This window comes from Paenibacillus shunpengii (assembly GCF_042684905.1).
GTDB lineage: Bacteria > Bacillota > Bacilli > Paenibacillales > Paenibacillaceae > Paenibacillus > Paenibacillus shunpengii.
This window is the reverse complement of the sequence record NZ_JBHUMJ010000011.1, coordinates 75298-95499: the sequence shown is the minus strand read 5'-3', so window position 1 is coordinate 95499 and position 20202 is coordinate 75298. Positions and strand designations below refer to the sequence as shown.

Here is a 20202-nt window from a genome sequence, read left to right as displayed (position 1 = left end):
GAGAACGACATGACAATGATAATTGAAACCTCATCTTGGGGGAAGATTGAAGTGCAGGAAGAACAGATTATTCATTTTAACAAAGGGATACCAGGCTTTGAGGAAGAAACGCAGTTTGCAATCATTCCTTACGGAGATAACAATCCATTTAGTATGATGCAGTCGATCATGGAGCCGCAGCTTTCGTTTCTAGTTGTGGATCCTTTTACACTTGAGCCTAACTATGAATTTGAGCTTCCAGACCATGAGTCTTTGGAACTGAAAATCGAAAATAATGTTAGCGTATTATGTATAGTCACACTTCAAGCTTCACTTAGAGAATCCAGTATAAACTTGCTTGCCCCAATTGTTATTAACCCGGTTACTAATCAAGGAAAACAGATTATTCTTCACGATACAGAATATGCTACTCGTCACAAGCTCAGTGAACTTTCAGGAGCGGAACGGCTACTTGCAAAGGAAGGTGAATAATATGCTGGTGCTATCCCGAAAACGCGGAGAGTCCATTATGATTGGAGATCAAATCGAAATCACGGTGCTTGGAGTTGAGGGCGATAACGTAAGGATAGGTATTTCCGCTCCTTCCGAAGTTGATATCTTCCGTAAAGAGGTCTATGTCTCTATACAAGAAGCCAATAAGCAATCAGTTATTCCAACAAAAGATCATGTTCAGGTTCTAATGAAGCAATTTCAGCAAAGTTCATTTAGTAAAAAAAATGAGTAAAGTTTGAAATTACTATTAAAAATAGTGTGATAGTAGTCGATATATGTTATAAGCGCTTAGGATAAGGGCGGCCGACCTTTTGACTTGGCGTTCCACATGGACGTGGGATATTACTTATTTCAGGGAGGAAATTATAATATGATTATCAATCACAATATTTCTGCAATGAACACACACCGTCAATTGTCGGTAAACACAGACAACACTAATAAATCCATCGAGAAATTGTCGTCTGGTCTTCGCATCAACCGTGCTGGTGACGATGCAGCAGGCTTGGCAATTTCCGAAAAAATGCGTGGACAAATCCGTGGTCTTGATATGGCTTCTAAGAATGCTCAAGATGGCATCTCTTTGATCCAAACTGCTGAAGGTGCATTGAACGAAACACACAGCATCCTTCAACGTATGCGTGAACTTGCTGTTCAATCTTCTAACGATACAAACACTGATTCCGATCGTACAGCTCTTCAAAATGAAGTAGACGAGCTCGCAAAAGAAATCACTCGTATCGCGAATACGACTGAATTCAATACCAAGAAATTGTTGGATGGATCTGCAAGCGTAAGCAGTGGTGTAACAAGTGCGGCGAACCTGACTTTCCACATCGGTGCAAATAAAGATCAAAATATTACTCTTACAATCACAGCTATGGACGCTGAAACATTAGGTGTAGCTGGAACGAATTCAACTAATGCTGCAGCATCTGGTGCTACCGGTGCTGTTACAAACGATGGTATCAGCATTTCTTCTGCTGCATCCGCTAATGCTGCTATTGAAACTATTAATACTGCAATTGAGACAGTTTCTTCTGAGCGTTCTAAATTAGGTGCTTACCAAAATCGTCTAGATCATACAATTAATAACTTAGGAACAACTTCAGAGAACCTTTCTGCAGCTGAATCACGTATTCGTGACGTGGATATGGCAAAAGAAATGATGAACCAGACAAAAAATAATATTCTTGCTCAAGCAGCTCAAGCAATGCTGGCTCAGGCTAACCAACAACCGCAAGGCGTATTGCAATTGCTTCGTTAATAGTCTTTTTATAAGAAAGAACCCTTTGGGGTTCTTTTTTTGTTTTGTGTGTAACTAAGTGGCGTCTGTTATCCGATAAATAGTACAAGCACACTTTACGATATGAAATGTGAGGAATGATGATGCAGAAGAAAACAATATCGCTATGTATGATAGTAAAGAATGAGGAGGGAAATATTAGACGCTGTTTAGAAAGTGTAATCAAAAAAGTGGATGAGATTATTGTAGTAGATACTGGATCTACAGATGATACATTGAATATTGTCAGTGAATTTACATCCAATATCCATACTTTTGAGTGGTCTGGTGATTTTTCTTCCGCAAGAAATTATTCAATACAGAAAGCGACGAGTGATTACATTTTGGTACTAGATGCTGATGAGTTTCTAGAATTAAACTGTAATTTACAGAATGATATCCAATCAGGTCTAGATTACTATCTTCTGAAAATTAAGAATGAATTGTCCTATGGCGGTGCGTTTACACATAGCGCTGTGCGTTTATTTGCAAATTCTAAAGGCTTTAGATATGAGAACCGTTTACACGAACATTTGAACATACAAGATGAAAACCATAGATTTATTGGGGGAGAGGGCAAGTCTATTATTCATCATATCGGTTACACCAATGAGGTGATGGATGGAAAGGATAAGGTAAGAAGGAATCTCTCTATCATGCTTAAAGAAGTTGAGGAAAACCCCAATGCATACAATTTGTTTAACATGGGAAAAACCTATATGTCAGCAGGCGAATACGAGAAAGCTATCAAATATTTTAAGAAGGCCTATCCTTTAAGCTCAAATCGAGTTTTTATGCCTGAATTATTGTGTAAACTAGCTCAGTCTCTAGGACACCTAAAAAAATTTGAGGACGCATTAAATATACTCCACGATGCTGTAAATATATATCCTACCGATACTGAATTAAGATATATACAAGGTGTTCTCTTTATGGACGCAGGCTATAATAAAGACGCCGAAAACACTTTTAATAAGTGCTTGGAACTTGGAGATCAGGGGATGATGGTTACTGAAGGTTCTGGTGGTTATTTGGCCTATTATAGGTTAGCTGAATTGTACGAAAAACAAAAACAATTAGGAAAGAGTTTTAATGCTATTGTAAACGTTATAAGAGAGAAAAAGGTGTACGCTCCAGGACTTCGCAGATATTTTGATATTGTGTCAAAATCAAATATAAGCGTTGAAGAAGTAAAGAAGAATATAGAGAACATCTATGATATATCTAGTATTAGCGATCTTAAACTATTACTAGATGTCTTATATGGAATTCGTCATCCTTTACTAGAAACATATATGTCCCAATATAACATTAATGTACAATCTAATGTGACTGCCTCGGCCAAACAATATAGCGGACAATATAATAAGGCGAAGATCATATGGGATAATATGGATGTAATACCTGAGGAGAACTACTTTGATGTTCTGTTACTAGCAATAATTTTAAAAGATAATGGTCTATATCTGCGAGTTAAGGAAGAATTAAACTTTAGTCAAAAAGAACATAAAACTATAAAAAAAATAGTCAACCGTGAGGATGAAGTCTCTAGTTACTTGTTATTAACTCCTTTAATAGAAAACGTTCTTATTGAGTTCTCTTCAAAATTGATTATTCTTCGAGAATACGATGTCTTTGAGTATGTATCAAGTGTTCTTTTAAAAGGAAATGAAAAAACAAAAATAAAATTATGTGAGGTTTTGATTAATTACAATTTTTTTGAAATAGCAATTGATCTTCTAATTCCTTTGCACAATAGCATGCCTAATAACATTAAAGTAATTGAGTTGCTGGGAGACCTTTGTTTAAATAATAACCATTTAGATGATGCTATTGTTTTATATAGTAAGTTGATGAAGATATCTCCTAGATATAGTACATTGGAAAGATGTTACAATGCTTATAAAAAAGTTGGGGATTCAAAATCTATCCAAGTAATAAAAGAAAGAATAGAAAAGAATTATAAGTATGTAAAATGGATTAGCTGAAGATATAAGTGTTTGCGGAGGGCATATAATTGAAAATACTAGTGGGTAGTCCTGTTCATCAAAAACCTAATATATTGAATCATTTTTTAAAATCATTACTAAATTTGAATAAAGAAAATATAGAACTACACTATCTGTTTGTAGATGACAATGAGTCCATTGATTCTATGCTGATTTTAGAACAATTCAGTAAACTAGAGAAAAATGTAACGATTTACAAAAGTGAGTCTAGTGAGCATTATGACTGTAACGAAGAAACTCATATATGGAATGAGCAGCTTATTTGGAAAGTAGCAAATTTTAAAAATATGATATTACGTATTGCGGAAGATTTCGAATTTGATTACTTGTTTTTGATAGATTCAGATTTAGTGCTACATCCTGATACTCTCCAACAGTTGTTAAGAGTAGAAAAGGATATTATTTCCAATATATTTTGGACTAAATGGCAGCCTGATTTTCCAGAGCTTCCTCAAGTTTGGTTATTCGATCAGTATCAACAGTATAATTTTTCAAGAGGAGAAGTGATCACTGAAAAAGAGTTAATTGATAGAAATAAAGAATTCTTAAGTATGCTTAGAAACCCAGGTGTTTATGAAGTTGGCGGCCTTGGTGCCTGTACTCTAATAAGTAAAAATGCAATTAAGAAGGGTGTTAATTTTAGCGAGATCAAGAATATATCATTCTGGGGTGAAGATCGTCACTTTTGTATCCGAGCGCAAGCTCTTGGGATGAAATTGTATGTAGATACGCATTACCCTGCTTATCATATATATAGAGAATGTGACTTAATAAATGTTCCTGAATATAATCTGTCTTTAAATAATCAGACTGAGGTTGCGTTATTGGAGGATTTAGTAATAAATGGGATGGAGTCGTTAGGTACATTTCATTATAAGAATGGGTACCCACATGATTGGAAACAATATTTTTCTGAGGAAATAAAAAGTAGTTTACTCTCTGAAATGGATAAAGAATACAAAAATACAGTCGAAAACAAAATTATAGTCAATGCTACAATTCTAAATACAGATATAGAGATGGATGCTAATAGGATTTATGCTAGATTTTCTATGATGAATGACGGTGTACAAAACGGTTTGCATTTTATGGATGAAGTACAAGGAATAATTTATTTTTCAAAGGGTAACAATCAGCAATGGCTGATTGATAGTATTGCTATAGAGGAGAATTGAAGTGATAAGTGTAATTATGCCTGTTTATAATGTGGAGAGTTACATTAAACAATCCGTAGAATCGATTCTCAACCAAACAGAATCTAATCTTGAACTTATAATTATCGACGATGGGTCAACGGATAAAAGTGCAGAAATCATTGACACTATTAATGATGACAGAATTATATTGATTCATCAGGAAAATCAAGGAGCAGCATCTGCAAGAAATAAGGGCATTGATGTTGCAAGCGGAGATTATATTGTTTTTCAGGATGCAGACGATGTTTCTCTTCATAATAGGCTTGAAATCTTAAAAAGACAATTTACATCATCAAATATAGGGATTGTCCATTCGGACATGTTAACCGTAGATAAAGATGGCAGTCCAACGGGATATTGGCAATCAAGAAGTATGGAAAAAAAACGCGTCCTCAGATTTTTTCTGAAAATTGGTACATTTATAAATGGAGCAAGTATGATGCTTCGCAGAGAAGTTTTTGACGATTTAAGGTATGATGTGAATTTGAGAATAGGCGAGGATACTCATCTGATATTAAAGGCTCTAAAAAAATGGGAAAGCGTTCATGTGCCAGATCCATTGTATATTTATAGGAAGCATGATTCTAATACGACCCAGGAACTTAATTATGATATTTTAACGCAACACATTAGGCAAATTATTCACGAACACTCAGTAGAAGAGTTAATTCCAGAAGCTTTTAATAATGTAGGGCGCAACGGAAAGATAAGAGCCTACGCCATATTAAGTTTATTTTTGTTTAGGAGAAATATGGCTCCTGATGCAGTAAGTTGGTATGAAAAAAGCATTACTGAATGTAATAGTATAGAAGATCAATACTTTATATACGCTATTAATGAGATTATAAACAATAACTATACAGCTGCATTAAGATATCTTTATAAATGCGAATCTAAAGATCATATTGTGGAAAATTATATTGGAGAAATCTTAACCATATTGGGTGATTTTGACTTAGCTTATTATCATTTCAAAAATGCAATCGTTCACTACCCGAATTATGAAGAAGCTCTTGAAAATATTAAGAGTCTGGGGGCTAAAAAATCATATAATCTCCTAGACACTTCTTGGCTGAAATTTAAGTCGGTATAGCTGGATTCATCAACGGAGGAATGTAATAATGTTCGGAGCATATATAGGTAATGGTAAAATGTTAATTAGTTCAACCTGGGGTGGAAAATTAGTTGCTCCTTCGAATGACTATAGTTTGATGCCTGATTTAACGATACATGGTATTTTTGACCCTTCACTGACAAAGTATCTAATCAATACACTTAAAGCAGGAAATAAAGTAATAGATGCTGGAGCAAATATTGGTTATTTTACTGTACTAGCAAGTTATTTAGTTGGTAGCACGGGAAAAGTTATTTCTTATGAAGCTAATCCATCGACCTTTAATTTATTAATGGAGAATATAACCTTAAATCTTTGTCAAAATACTACCGCATTTAACAAAGCCGTATATTCTCATAACGATCTACTCTCGTTTTATGTATCTGAGAGATTCTCAGGGAACTCATCTTTGTATGAGCCAGATGATGCCTATATTAAATATTTCATCTCTGATAAGGTAAGTAAAAAAATTGAAATTGAAGCAGAACCGCTTAACGAGCTTCTAGAGACTTTAGGGCATATCGATCTTATTAAAATTGATGTTGAGGGTGCTGAATATCAAACATTTTTAGGCATGGATCGTTTAATAATGAATTCTTCTGTATCTCAAGTTGTTTTTGAATTGAATAGGTTAAGGATGAAGAATGACTGGGAGGATATGAAGATGTTGCTTAATAAATTCCAATTTTTATATGGGGCTGAGTATTACATAATTTTACACGATGGCACCCTACAAAGTATACATGTAGATAAAATGTTCTCAGCCGATTACATTGAGAATGTTGTGATAAAGTTCAATTAAAATAAGCAATAGGCAAGTTATTTTCTTTAGACGGATTGTAATATGAAGTGCGACACCTAGTTCAAAAAAATAAAAAATGGCCCATGGCCTGATTCGTGTAGAATAAAGTTACCACACCAATTTCACACAGGAGAATCAGTCCATGAGCTACTCACATCTTACCATAATAGAACGTTGTAAACTAGAAGCACTCTATCAACTAGGACTATCTGCTCGAGCCATTGCTCGTGAATTGGATCGCCACCACTCTACAATCAGCCGAGAATTAAAACGAAATCAAAGTTCAGATGGTTATCAGGCGGTAGCTTAAGATGAGCGGTATCATTGTCTTCGTCAAGCCCAAAGTTCACAAGGAAAGTGGACGGGGACGCTTGGTGAAGAGATAGAGAAGCGACTTCATGAAACCTGGTCTCCTGAGCAAATTTCAATGAGCTATCCTCTAAAAGACAAGCCCATGGTTTCGGTTAAAACGATCTATCGGTGGCTGTATGAAGGCCGTTTAACTCGTACTACAGCTCAGCAGTTAAGACATAAAGGTAAGAGACAGAAACCCCAGGAGAAACGGGGGCGCTTCCCTGTAGGCACTTCTATTAAACAGCGTCCTAAAGAGATTCGTTCACGCAAAACCTTCGGCCACTGGGAACTGGATACCGTTGTCTCCAGCCGGGGGAAAAGCAAAGCGTGTGTCGCCACATTTATCGAGCGAAAGACACGGCTATACACTGCCATTAACATGCCTGAACGTACTGCATTGTCCATAGAAATTGCTGTAGGCGTAGCCACTGCGCAGTACCCTGTGGGTACCTTTCAGAGTGCTACTGTAGACCGTGGTAAAGAATTCGCATGGCTTTCGAGATCTAGAAGAAACACACGGTATGAAGGTGTATTTTGCAGATCCTTATTCCTCCTGGCAACGATGATCCAATGAGAATGGAAATGGCCTCCTTCGCGAGTTTTTTCCAAAAGGAAAGGACTTCGCAGAGGTATCTGACGAAGAGTCAGAACACGCTCTCCATCTCATTAACAGCAGACGAAGAAAATGTTTAGGCTGGAAAACAGCCCACGAATCTTTTGAGTATGAAGTGTCGCACTTGGCTTGACAATCTGTCTTGAATAATATTTTGGGATAACTCTTAAAAATTTAGAGTTATCTCATTTGCATTTAGTATTTTTTTGAACATTTAGTAGATACATAGAATTCACTACTACATCTTTTTGAAGTTAATGCTACTTAATGTTGATTATAGTTCTGAGACATCCTAATTATTAGTTCCTCTATAAATATTAATTGGTGTCTATGAAAATTGTCTATTATAATATTAAATTTTCTGTTCACCTTCATATAAGGTGAAAAAAGACCGATAAATTAAGTGAATATGCCATCGGAGGTTTTAAAATGAACCTACAATCATCTTCTATATCAATCAACGCGGTGAGCAACAAAACAGTCGAATTGGGTCAACAGGACAGTTTAGTGACTTTAAACCAAAAACCCGCCCGAATTATTACAGCTAGAAGTACTGCCGATATTAATATTTTAAAGAAGACAGGTGTTCAGATTCCAATAGGCGAAGAGAAACTAATACTAGCAATTGAGAAAGCAGCCAAAATTTTAGCAGGTCCTACAACTACACTAGACATAAGTGTACACGAGAAGACCCATCAAATTATGGTTAAGGTTCTGAATAAGGAGGACGGGTCCTTGATTCGTGAGATACCTCCTGAAAAGACGCTTGATTTAGTAGCAAAGATGATGGAGATTGCGGGAATAATCATAGACGAGAAGGCATAGGGAGGTAAATAATGAGGGTTACAGGATTTTCTGGAATGGATATAGACAGTATGGTGACATCGTTAATGACTGCTCAACGAGTGCCACTTGATAAATTAAATCAGCAAAAGACTTTATTAAATTGGACTCGAGATAGTTATCGCGAGATGAATAGTAAGATTGTTGATTTTAAAAATAATAAGTTGGCAACCTTTAAGTTATCTTCTTCGATGAATACAAATCAAGCAGTGGTTTCCGGCAATACAAATGCATTTAGGGCTAGTGCTACTGCAAGTGCAGTTAAGTCGGATATGACTGTTGATGTGAAAAGCATAGCTACAAAATCCTATATAGCGTCAAGTCAGATGACGGGTGTTTCACTAACCACGAAACTAGGAGAACTGCCAAACGGTACCGCCAATGTAGATGGAGAAGGGAATTATTTATTAACTATAAATAATCAGGAAGTAAAATTAAGTAAAGATCTAACAATTTCTGACGCCATTAAGCAAATTAATGCTACTCCGAATATTAATGCTGTTGCAAGTTTCAATGAAGTGAGTGGACAATTAAATATTACAGCGAAAGAATTCGGTAAGGATATTACTCTCAATAATGGGGATGGGGGTTCGTTCTTGAGTCTTATTGGGTCAGGAACAAGTCCGGTTGTTGCCAGTGAAGCCGGGGAGGTTATTATTACCTCTGGTGGAGTGGAAAAAACATATAATCCGACAACTAATTCCCTTACAGTCAATGGCGTCCAATTAACACTATTAGCTGCAAGTGGAGATACAACTTCAACTATCTCGATTCAAAATGACCCTACGATTGCCGTTGATACTATCAAAAGTTTCGTAGAAAGCTATAATGAATTGCTTAGTTTATTTAATACAAAAATAGGCGAAGAGAAGTACCGGGACTATGCTCCGTTATCTGATGAACAGAAAGAAGCTATGAAAGAGAATGAGATTACTCTTTGGGAAGATAAGGCAAAGAGCGGGCTCCTTAAGAATGATGAAATTTTAAGAAGTTTAGTGACATCCATGCGTTCAGCAATTACTGGTCATCTCGGGGATCTAAGTTCCATAGGAATTACTACCGGCCAGTACTATGAAGGCGGCAAGATGTATATTGATGAAGAAAAGTTGAAGGCTGCATTAGAAAGTGATCCAGAGAAGGTTATGACTGCCTTTCAGGGATCATCTGATGGAACTAACAAGGGAATATACTCCCAACTTGAGAGTGCCTTTGACACTGCACTTAACAAATTGGTGGAGAAGGCAGGAACCTCTAAGTTCTCTTCGGATATTAATAGTATCTTTAAGGAAGAGAGCGTAATGGGTAGACGCTTAAAAGATTACAATAACAGAATTTCAACCTTGGAACTCAAGCTGCAAAATCTTGAGACAAGGTATTATAAACAATTTACAGCAATGGAAACAGCGATGAGTAAGTATGAATCACAATCTTCAAGCTTGGCAGGCTATTTCGCGTGATTTTAAGGAGGATGCCTAATGGTTGTAAATGCATTTGAAAAATACCGTCAAACATCGGTCCAAACTTCAAATCCTGCTCAACTGGTTATTATGTTATATGATGGTGCTATTCGTTTTATTAAGACGGGGATTCAAGGGATTGAGAATAAAAATTTTGAACATGTAAATACGAACTTCGGTAAAGCACAGACGATAATTAGCGAACTTATGTCGACTTTAAATCACAAAATTGAGATTTCTAGGTCATTATATCAGTTGTATGAATATATGAACTATACGCTAATTCAAGCAAACATAAAAAAGAAAGCAGAGCCAGCAGAGCAAGTCTTAGAGATGCTCACTGAACTACGTGATACATGGCACCAGGCAAGCAAGTCGCTTGCAAAAGGATAAGCTAATGAAAGAATTAATTGATGAGTTAGAACAGATTACTGATGAATTTATGGAAGTTTCTGATGATCTTAGCTACGAAAGAGCTGTGGAATTTGTAGATAAACGACAAAGAGTTATTGACTCTATCTCGGTCGAATTAAATAAAGTGAATATCACAAAAGAAGATAAGATTAGAGTTAATAACTTGTTGAAATATGACAAGATAATACTAGATAGTTTGGAAAGACTTAAATTAGAAGCGAGAGATTGGCTGCAGCAACGAAGTCGTATAAAAGCACAACATAGTGCTTACGATCATCCCTATAGTCCGGGCAGTATTTTAATGGATCGTCGAAAATGAGGAGTGAAGATTCTGCTGTACTTTAATAATTGTAGGGCTTATAAAACTGCTTGCTTGTTGAAATGAATTGATAAAAAATGACGGTGCCAAATGGTTCACTTTGCACCGTCATTTTTTTCTTAAGGACTATTACTGTTTCTTAAAAAGTATACTTTCACCAAATGAAGATGGGCTTCCCTAAGCAATTTAAGACCAGGGATAGCCCGTTTTTTTGCATTTAAAGACGTGAGATACCTTCAATGATCATCCAAAATAATATATTTTTTGACAACATCTAGCACAAGTAAAATTAAAATGGTATTATATTCCTAGATGAGTAGTTCATTAGACTTAGTTCTACAGATATAACTATATCTCTCATATCAGAGAAATTAGTCTCTAGGACCTGAGTTTTAGCTGTTCCAACTTTAATTCTATATTCAAACATCTGGGAGGAATAAAAGTGAGTAAGAAAGTTCGGGGTACAGTCACAGGGTTATTGAGTATCAGTATGGCACTTAGTTCATTGGGAACTGTAGGAGCTGCACAATTAGGAAAAGACTTGGAAGGACATTGGGCGGAGAGCCAGCTTCAAACCTGGATTAACCAAGGGAACCTTAATGGATATGCAGATGGAACGGTTAAGCCTAATCAGTCGATTTCACGTGCTGAATTTGTGTCTTTAATCAATCGGAGCTTTGGATACTCAGCACAGGCGCCAATATCTTTTGAGGATTTATCTGTATCAAACTGGGCATATACCGATATTGCCAAAGCCGTTGAGGCCGGATATGTACAAGGATATGAGGACAATACTTTCCGACCTGGTACAACCGTAACTAGACAAGAAGCAGCAGTGATGATTGCTAATTTACTAAATGTAAAAAGCAGTGATTATAATACACTGAATCAATTCACAGATCGTAACAGTATTGCTGGCTGGAGTAAAGCAGCAGTTGCTTCCGTAGTAGAGCGAGAAGTAATGAAGGGATATCCGAATGATACGTTTGCTCCTCTCCGTTCTTTGACCAGAGCAGAAGCAATAGTTTTGATTGATAACGCGATAGCAAATGAAAAAGAGTTGAATACGATTACATATGACGAAGCTGGAACATATGGCTCTGATGAAGAGAAGACAGTTATCGAAGGTAACGTCATTATTAGCGTGCCAGATGTCACGCTCGTGAACACCGAGATTAAAGGGGATCTTCTGTTTGCTGAAGGTATTGGAGCAGGAGATGTCACAATTCAGAATGTAAAAGTGCATGGTACAACCAATGTAGAAGGCGGCGGTGAGAACTCCATTCATTTTGTGGATTCTGTACTGCTGAACGTTGTAGTAAATAAAAAAGACGGTACTGTTCGCATCGTTGCGGAAGGATCCACAACTGCATCGAACGTAATTGTTCAGTCATCAGTGAAGCTGGAAGAAGATAATGTTTCAGGAAATGGATTTACTGATGTCGAACTGTCCGATGTACTCCCGGCAGGCAGTAAAGTAGCATTGAACGGAACGTTTGATGATGTTGATTTGTACGCTGCTTCCATATCAGTTGAGTTTGGGCGAGGTTCTATTGAAAATTTCCTCGTAGATCCAAATGCACGTAACAATGAAATCACAGTGAGCAGCAATGCTCGAATTGCTCAGCTTGTACTTGATGCGATTACGAAATTGCTAGGTTCCGGGACAATTAGTAAAGCTACCGTGAATGAAGGAGCAGAGAGATCCTCCTTCCAGACTAAGCCAATCCAAATAGACGGTTCTCAAAAAGATAATGTGATCTTACCAGCGATTCCTCCGGCAACAAGTGGTGGCGGTACAAGTAGCGGTGGTTCAAGTGGTGGGGGATCTGGAAATAGTAATCCTCCAGAATTATCGGCAGATCAACTGGCAGCGAAAAATGTTGCAGTAAAAATAGAAGCTTTGCCTGAAGCAGTAACACTTGAAGATAAGCAGGCTGTGGAAGATGCAAAGCAGGCTTTTTCAAATTTAACGGATGCACAAAAAGCGCTTGTTCCTAATTTGAGTAAAACAAAACTAGAAGCAGCAATAGAAAAGATTGCTCAACTAGAATTAGATAATTCAGCTGCATCCAATGTAGAATCACAAATTAACGAACTGCCAGCAGTCAGTGAAGTTGAACTAACAAACAAACTAGAGATTGAATCAGCAAGAGGGAATTATAATTCTTTAACAGAAGCGCAAAAGGAACTAGTAGATGAAGAATTCGTCACAAAACTAACAGAGCTTGAAGAAATCATCATACAGTTGGAAACAGAAGCTGAAGAAGTAAAAAGACAGATAAATAGTTTACCTTCTCCAGAGGCAATTGAATTGACACAGAAGGAAACAGTACAAACTGTAAGAGAAGCATACAATGCACTTGATGAGGCACAGAAGGAGCTAGTAGGGGCAGAATCAATAGAGAAGCTGGTTGCTGTAGAAAATGCAATTATCGCTCTGGAAGAAGCTCAGGAAAATAAACCAACCATTACAAGCTCACTCCCGACTGAAGTCACAGCGTCCAAAGAGTATGAGTTTGAAGTAAGCACGACTCAAGGAAGTGTACCGGACAACACCATGGTATGGGTAGAGCTGGAGCTGGAAAATCCAGAGCAGCAAGGTGCAATCCAAATGCAGTACCATGAGATCCGAGATGGAAAATATTATCCACTCCCATTCAATCAAGAAGGTCTGGTGAAATACGGCCCAGCAAGCGGATTCCCACTGCAAGATGCAACCAGCAAGTTCAAGGTAATGTTTAGTGAAGCTGGCACCTATGAATATACGGTGCGGATTGTGAGCGAGAGTGGCACGATCGTGGAAGAAACGTACACTGTTGAAGTTGCCGAAGCAGAAGTAAAACCAACCATTACAAGTACACTCCCGACTGAAGTTACAGCGTCCAAAGAGTATGAGTTTGAAGTGAGCACGACTAAAGGAAGTGTATCGGACAACACCATGGTGTGGGTGGAGCTGGAGCTGGAGAATCCAGAGCAGCAAGATGCAATCCAAATGCAGTACCATGAGATCCGAGATGGAAAATATTATCCACTTGCCTTTAACGAAGGTAGAGTGAAATATGGCCCTGAAGGCGGGTTCCCGTTCCAAGATACATCAAGCAAGTTGAAGGTGAGTTTCAGTAAATCGGGCACTTATGAATATACTGTACGAGTAATGAGCAGTGATCGTGCAATCGTCGAAGAAAAGTATACTATCGTCGTGGTCGAGACAGAACCAACCATTACAAGCACACTCCCGATTGAAGTTACAGCGTCCAAAGAGTATGAGTTTGAAGTGAGCACAACTCAAGGAAGTGTTCCGGACAATACTATGGTATGGGTGGAGCTGGAGCTGGAGAATCCAGAGCAGCAAGATGCAATCCAAATGCAGTACCATGAGATCCAAGATGGAAAATACTATCCACTTGCCTTTAACGAAGGTAAAGTGAAATATGGTCCTGAAAGCGGATTCCCGTTCCAAGATACAGCAAGTAAGTTGAAGGTAAGTTTCAGTAAATCGGGCACTTATGAATATACGGTACGAGTAATGAGCAGTGATCGTGCAATCGTCGAAGAAAAGTATACTATCGTCGTGGTCGAGACAGACCCAACCATTACAAGCACACTCCCGATTGAAGTTTTAGCCTCTAAAGAGTATGACTTTGAAGTGAGCACGACTAAAGGAAGTGAACCGAACAACACCATGGTATGGGTGGAGCTGAAGCTGGAGAATCCAGAGCAGCAAGGTGCAATCCAAATGCAGTACCATGAGATCCAAGATGGAACATACTATCCACTCCCATTCAATGAAGATGGTCTGGTGAAATACGGCCCAGCAGGCGGATTCCCGCTTCAAGATGCAACCAGCAAGTTCAAGGTGAAGTTTAGTAAAGCGGGCACCTATGAATATATCGTGCGAATTGTGAGCGAGAGTGGCACGATCGTGGAAGAAACGTACACTGTTGAAGTTGCCGAAATTAAACCAATCATTACAAGCTCACTCCCGATTGAAGTTACAGCCTCTAAAGAGTATGACTTTGAAGTGAGCACGACTAAAGGAAGTGTATCGGACAACACCATGGTGTGGGTGGAGCTGGAGCTAGCAAATCTAGAGCAGCAAGGTGCAATCCAAATGCAGTACCATGAGACTCGAGATGGAAATTACTATTCACTCCCATTTAACGAAGGAAAAGTGAAATATGGTCCTGAAGGCGGATTCCCGCTTCAAGATGCAACGAGCAAGTTCAAGGTAAGTTTCAGTAATTCAGGCACCTATGAATATATCGTGCGAATTGTAAGTGGTACGGGAGTGCTGGTGCAAGAAACTTACCTAGTCGAAGTTATAGAAAATGAAACAGAATCAACAGAAACGGGCGAAGCTTCTGATAGTCAAATTTTATAGTGAGTTCACTCAATACAACAATTTTCGACAATATATTAACATTCATATGTTATTTATTTGAAGGTAATCATTTTCTTTTCCAATTGACAATGGATAAGTTTGGATGGTATAGTCGGAGATGTGAGCCAAGCTCACTTCATTTGATGACGAAGGGAATGTTCGTGCATGCAAGGTAAAGTTAAATGGTTTAACGCAGAAAAAGGTTATGGTTTCATCGAGACTGAGGAAGGCGGCGACGTATTCGTACACTTTTCCGCAATCCAATCCGAAGGCTTCAAGACTTTGGAAGAAGGTCAATCCGTAGAATTCGAAATCGTCGAAGGCGCACGTGGACCACAAGCTGCTAACGTAATCAAATTATAATCATCCCGGCTTAGCCCGACCTACATATAACGGTTAGATGGTTAACAATTGAGTTTAGCTAGCGTCAACCTTGAGACAGTTGTCTCAAGGTTTTTTTTGTTCCCGCTGGAAGGGTTGATTTCTCATCCTTGTTTAGTTGGAGTACCAAGTTACACATGGAAGGACAAACACAAGCATGGTCTCGTTGGAGTATCCAATATCAAATTTTGAACCTCTATCCACAATTCATTATTACCCATTGCAAAGCCTCGTAGTTATTCATGCAGGATTGTGGATACCTCACTTTAGTAAATACCTAAATGGATTGTAAATACACTTTACTCATAGTACCTCTTAGATTTTGTTATCACTCAAGATATGTGCCTTCTTAGAATCTCAGCCCCATGCAAGACAACTTCAACCTTATCTCACCGAGATCTAAAGCTTATTTTCTTGCATAACCAGAAATTTTAATTTCACATCATATTAAATTTCCGACAAAATAAGCGGAAGTCTCCGTCAAATTCCGCAGATTTCTTCTCATTTCACAAGGCTAACACAGTATTTTAACCGATTCCTGCCCGCCTCAAACGCTCCTCATACAATTGTCATAACTTTGTGTTATATATGTGTAAAACGCCGTCATTCTTTTTACATTCGCCTAACAAACATGTTATAATCGAGGTGCAAAGGAAAAGGAGGAATTGCCCTATGAATTTGAGTATTCGAGGTCAACAAATCGAGGTTACCGATGCTTTGAAAGAATATGTCGACAAGAAACTTAGCAAGCTAGAGAAGTATTTCGATGAACCTCTAACCTCTGATGGCAATGTGACGCTCAGCGTGAATGTTAACCGCGGGTTCCACACTGTTGAGGTTACGATTCCGATGAAAGGTCTAGTCCTTCGCGCAGAAGACGAGAGCACTGACATGTATGCGTCCATTGACGCTGTGGTGGAGAAGCTTGAGCGTCAGATCCGCAAGCATAAGACGAAGATCAACCGCAAATTCCGTCAAGAAGATAATCTGAAGACGTTTTTTGTTGAAAATGTTCCTGCCAGCCCGTCCCCAGTTACGGATGAGGAGCTGGACAGTGAGTATGATGATCTCGAAGTGGTCCGTACGAAGAGGTTCTTCCTGAAGCCGATGGATGTGGAAGAAGCCATTTTGCAGATGAACATGGTCGGCCATAATTTCTTTGTATTCTCCAATATTGAGAACAATGAGGTCAATGTCGTGTACAAGCGTAATGACGGCAAGTATGGTTTGATTGAACAGGAATAAGCAGCCAGAATGATGATGGCTGAATCGTGCAGGATTTGTGCTGTTAAGGTTTGAATTGAGAATTTGGATGAACTGGAAAATAACCCGGAGCCCTCTCTTTGATGAGCAGGGGCTCTTTTTTGTATTTTTCCACATAATGTCTTCGTCAAATAGCGAAACTTAATATTAGGCTCATGCGTCTATATATACAGGGTCTTGCCGGAAGAAGGGATAGGGCTGTGATGTGTTTCACTGCTCTTTTCAATCGCGGAATTCGGTGAAAATAAAGGGCTTGCCCTTGTTGCGACTGCCTTGACAAACTGTTACAATTTAGGCAAAACCATTTTTATGTATACTACTGAATCAAATTCATCCTTGTACTGAGTTTTGAAATGGATTCACCGCATTTTGGATATGCATAAAAATTTAATGATTGATTCGATATGAACATCAGCTTGTGCATGTAAGAACTTTGAATGAATAACGAACCACTCAAGTTCCTAACATTTACCCTTTGCATGCCGAGTTTGATTCTAACATCTGTTTTGCACGAAAGGGGTTAACCATGCTAGGACTAGTGAAGAAGATCTTCGGCGACACCAACGAGCGTGATGTCAAACGTCTGATGAAGACGGTCGATACGATTAATAAAATGGAACCGGAATTTGCCGCGCTTTCCGACGCTCAGCTCAAAGGGAAGACAGAGGAGTTCCGCGCACGGATCGAGAAAGGGGCTACTCTTGAAGAACTGCTGCCGGAAGCTTTTGCTACTGTACGGGAAGCATCGAAGCGTGTTTTGAATAAGCGTCACTACGACGTACAGCTGGTTGGCGGTATTGCACTGCATGAGGGCCGTATTGCAGAGATGAAGACAGGGGAAGGGAAGACGCTTGTCGGAACGCTGCCTGTATATCTCAATGCACTTCTTGGCAAGGGTGCTCATGTGGTTACGGTCAATGACTATTTGGCTCAGCGTGACAGCCAAGAGATGGGACAGATTTATGAGTTCCTTGGCATGACTGTTGGAATTAACCTGAGCGGTATGGATCATGCGTCCAAGCAGGCTGCATATGCATGTGATATTACTTACGGAACGAACAACGAGTACGGGTTCGACTACCTGCGTGACAACATGGTTCTTTATAAGGAACAGATGGTACAGCGTCCGCTGTATTTCTGTATCATTGATGAAGTGGACTCCATCCTCGTTGACGAAGCGCGTACACCGCTCATCATTTCCGGACAAGCCCAGAAATCGACAGAGCTTTATTTTGCAGCCGATCGTTTCGTGAAGAAGCTGGTCGCTGAAGAAGACTACACTGTAGATATCAAGGTCAAGTCCGTAGCGCTGACGGAAGCAGGGGTTGCGAAGGCGGAGCGTGCTTTTGGCATTGATAACTTGTACGACCAAGCCCATGTCACGTTGAATCACCATATCGTGCAGGGGCTTAAGGCGAATGTCATCATGCGTCGTGACGTAGATTACGTCGTTGCCGAAGGTGAAGTTGTCATCGTTGACGAATTTACAGGCCGTCTGATGGCGGGTCGTCGTTACAGTGATGGCCTGCACCAGGCGATCGAAGCGAAGGAAGGCATTGAAGTTCAGAATGAGAGCATGACGCTCGCGACGATTACCTTCCAGAACTATTTCCGGATGTACAAGAAGCTGGCAGGTATGACCGGTACGGCGAAGACGGAGGAAGAAGAGTTCAAGAAGATTTATGGACTTGAAGTGCTTCAAGTACCGACGAACCGTCCGAACCAGCGTCAGGATATGGCGGATGTAGTCTACAAGAGCGTAGACAGCAAGTTCAGAGCCGTGGTGAACGAGATTGTAGAACGCCATGCGAAGAAGCAGCCGGTGCTCGTGGGTACCGTATCCATTGAGAACTCAGAGGTTCTGTCTGAGATGCTGAAGCGCAAGGGCGTGAAGCATCAGGTATTGAACGCGAAATACCATGCAGAGGAAGCACAGATCATCTCCGGCGCAGGTCAGGCTGGAGCAGTAACGATTGCGACCAACATGGCTGGACGCGGTACAGACATTATCCTCGGTGAAGGCGTAGCGGAGCTTGGCGGATTGCACATTATCGGTACCGAGCGCCACGAGTCGAGACGGATTGATAACCAGCTGCGCGGTCGTGCCGGGCGTCAGGGTGACCCGGGTTCGACGCAGTTCTATCTGTCGCTTGGCGATGAGCTCATGAAGCGCTTTGGTGCGGACAACGTACTGAACATGATGGAGCGTCTTGGCTTCGAGGAAGATCAGCCGATCGAGAGCAAGATGATTACGCGTGCCGTAGAATCGGCTCAGAAGCGTGTTGAAGGCAACAACTTCGATATGCGTAAAGTCGTTCTTCAATATGACGATGTGATGAATCAGCAGCGTGAAGTCATCTACAAGCAGCGCCGTGAAGTGCTGGAGTCCGAGAACATTAAGCAGATCGTGATGGAGATGATCCGTGGAACGATTCAGCGTAATGTGGAAGCTCACTGTCCGGATGATATCCCAGAGAACTGGGAGCTGCAGGAAGTGGCAGATTATATAAACAGCAAGATGCTCGAAGAGGGCGCAATTACCCGCGATGATCTGTGGGGCAAAGAGGTTGAAGAGATCGTTGAGTTCATCTTTGGCAAGGTACAGGAGAAGTATGATGCCCGTGAAGAACGCATTGGGGAAGAAATGGTGCGTGAGTTCGAGAAGGTTATTGTGCTTCGTGCGGTAGACAGCAAATGGATGGACCATATTGATGCGATGGATCAGCTGCGTCAAGGGATTCACCTTCGGGCGTACGGCGGTACAGATCCGCTTCGCGAGTATCAGTTCGAAGGATTTGCGATGTTCAACGAGATGATCTCCACGATTCAGGAGGAAGTCGCGACTTATGTCATGAGAGCTCAAATCGAGAGCAACCAGGAGCGTCAAGCGGTTGTGGACGAGAAGCAGATCTCGACAAGCGGTGAACCTGCGGAGAAGCGTCCCGTGAAGGTAGCAGACCAAATCGGACGCAATGATCCTTGTCCTTGCGGCAGTGGTAAGAAATATAAACATTGCCATGGTCAAACTTCTTAATTCGGCATAGAATATAATATAAATTAAGGGTTTTGCTCAGAATCCCACCTGTGTGATGGGAAGAATACGTGCTATAGCGTGATGCATAATCCAAAATAGATTTTATTTAATAATACAGCTCCTTGAGACTTGCCCGTATTCATGTACGCAGGTCTCAGTGGGGCTTTATCATACCCTAGCGAGAATACTTCTCTTCAAGCACTTGAATAGGGGGAGCGACTTTTTTGCCCACTAGACGAACG

15 protein-coding genes and 1 pseudogene are annotated in these 20202 nt (G+C 39.8%); all 16 read left to right on the top strand.

All coding sequences use genetic code 11. The features are described from left to right. The first annotated feature begins 9 nt into the window (after positions 1-9). The gene (gene fliW / locus ACFSVM_RS22445; protein ID WP_379264687.1) at positions 10-471 is read left to right on the top strand and encodes a flagellar assembly protein FliW; all 462 of its coding nucleotides are present in this window, start codon (positions 10-12) and stop codon (positions 469-471) included. A gap of 37 nt (positions 472-508) precedes the next feature. Then, on the top strand, positions 509-724 hold the full coding sequence (locus tag ACFSVM_RS22440) for a carbon storage regulator (protein ID WP_379264685.1): 216 nt from the start codon (positions 509-511) through the stop codon (positions 722-724). A gap of 138 nt (positions 725-862) precedes the next feature. Further along, on the top strand, positions 863-1759 hold the full coding sequence (gene hag / locus ACFSVM_RS22435) for a flagellin Hag (protein WP_379264683.1): 897 nt from the start codon (positions 863-865) through the stop codon (positions 1757-1759). A 116-nt stretch (positions 1760-1875) separates the two neighbouring features. Continuing rightward, the gene (locus ACFSVM_RS22430; RefSeq protein WP_379264681.1) at positions 1876-3765 is read left to right on the top strand and encodes a glycosyltransferase; all 1890 of its coding nucleotides are present in this window, start codon (positions 1876-1878) and stop codon (positions 3763-3765) included. Between the two features lie 29 nt (positions 3766-3794). Then, on the top strand, positions 3795-4961 hold the full coding sequence (locus tag ACFSVM_RS22425; protein WP_379264679.1) for a glycosyltransferase: 1167 nt from the start codon (positions 3795-3797) through the stop codon (positions 4959-4961). Between the two features lies 1 nt (position 4962). After that, positions 4963-6075 carry a glycosyltransferase gene (locus tag ACFSVM_RS22420; protein ID WP_379264677.1) on the top strand — a complete coding sequence of 371 codons (1113 nt, stop codon included), beginning with the start codon at positions 4963-4965 and terminating at the stop codon, positions 6073-6075. A gap of 28 nt (positions 6076-6103) precedes the next feature. Next, positions 6104-6898 (top strand): FkbM family methyltransferase, encoded by a 795-nt coding sequence (locus ACFSVM_RS22415; protein ID WP_379264676.1) that lies wholly within the window; start codon positions 6104-6106, stop codon positions 6896-6898. A gap of 142 nt (positions 6899-7040) precedes the next feature. Then, positions 7041-7998, top strand: a pseudogene (locus ACFSVM_RS22410) (IS30 family transposase). A gap of 296 nt (positions 7999-8294) precedes the next feature. Next, on the top strand, positions 8295-8690 hold the full coding sequence (locus tag ACFSVM_RS22405) for a flagellar protein FlaG (RefSeq protein WP_379264674.1): 396 nt from the start codon (positions 8295-8297) through the stop codon (positions 8688-8690). An 11-nt stretch (positions 8691-8701) separates the two neighbouring features. Continuing rightward, positions 8702-10165: a flagellar filament capping protein FliD gene (gene fliD / locus ACFSVM_RS22400; RefSeq protein ID WP_379264672.1), complete on the top strand. Its 1464-nt coding sequence runs from the start codon at positions 8702-8704 to the stop codon at positions 10163-10165. Between the two features lie 18 nt (positions 10166-10183). Next, on the top strand, positions 10184-10558 hold the full coding sequence (gene fliS, locus ACFSVM_RS22395) for a flagellar export chaperone FliS (RefSeq protein ID WP_379264670.1): 375 nt from the start codon (positions 10184-10186) through the stop codon (positions 10556-10558). Positions 10559-10562: 4 nt separating this feature from the next. Continuing rightward, on the top strand, positions 10563-10898 hold the full coding sequence (locus ACFSVM_RS22390; RefSeq protein ID WP_379264668.1) for a hypothetical protein: 336 nt from the start codon (positions 10563-10565) through the stop codon (positions 10896-10898). A gap of 442 nt (positions 10899-11340) precedes the next feature. Next, on the top strand, positions 11341-15282 hold the full coding sequence (locus tag ACFSVM_RS22385; protein ID WP_379264666.1) for an S-layer homology domain-containing protein: 3942 nt from the start codon (positions 11341-11343) through the stop codon (positions 15280-15282). 165 nt (positions 15283-15447) lie between these two features. Beyond that, on the top strand, positions 15448-15645 hold the full coding sequence (locus tag ACFSVM_RS22380) for a cold-shock protein (protein WP_007132290.1): 198 nt from the start codon (positions 15448-15450) through the stop codon (positions 15643-15645). A 690-nt stretch (positions 15646-16335) separates the two neighbouring features. Beyond that, complete coding sequence (gene hpf / locus ACFSVM_RS22375) at positions 16336-16908, top strand: ribosome hibernation-promoting factor, HPF/YfiA family (RefSeq protein ID WP_076314531.1); 573 nt, start codon at positions 16336-16338, stop codon at positions 16906-16908. Between the two features lie 544 nt (positions 16909-17452). After that, a complete protein-coding gene (gene secA, locus ACFSVM_RS22370; RefSeq protein WP_076314532.1) occupies positions 17453-19960 on the top strand; it encodes a preprotein translocase subunit SecA in 2508 nt (835 codons plus the stop codon). Positions 19961-20202 lie beyond the last annotated feature (242 nt).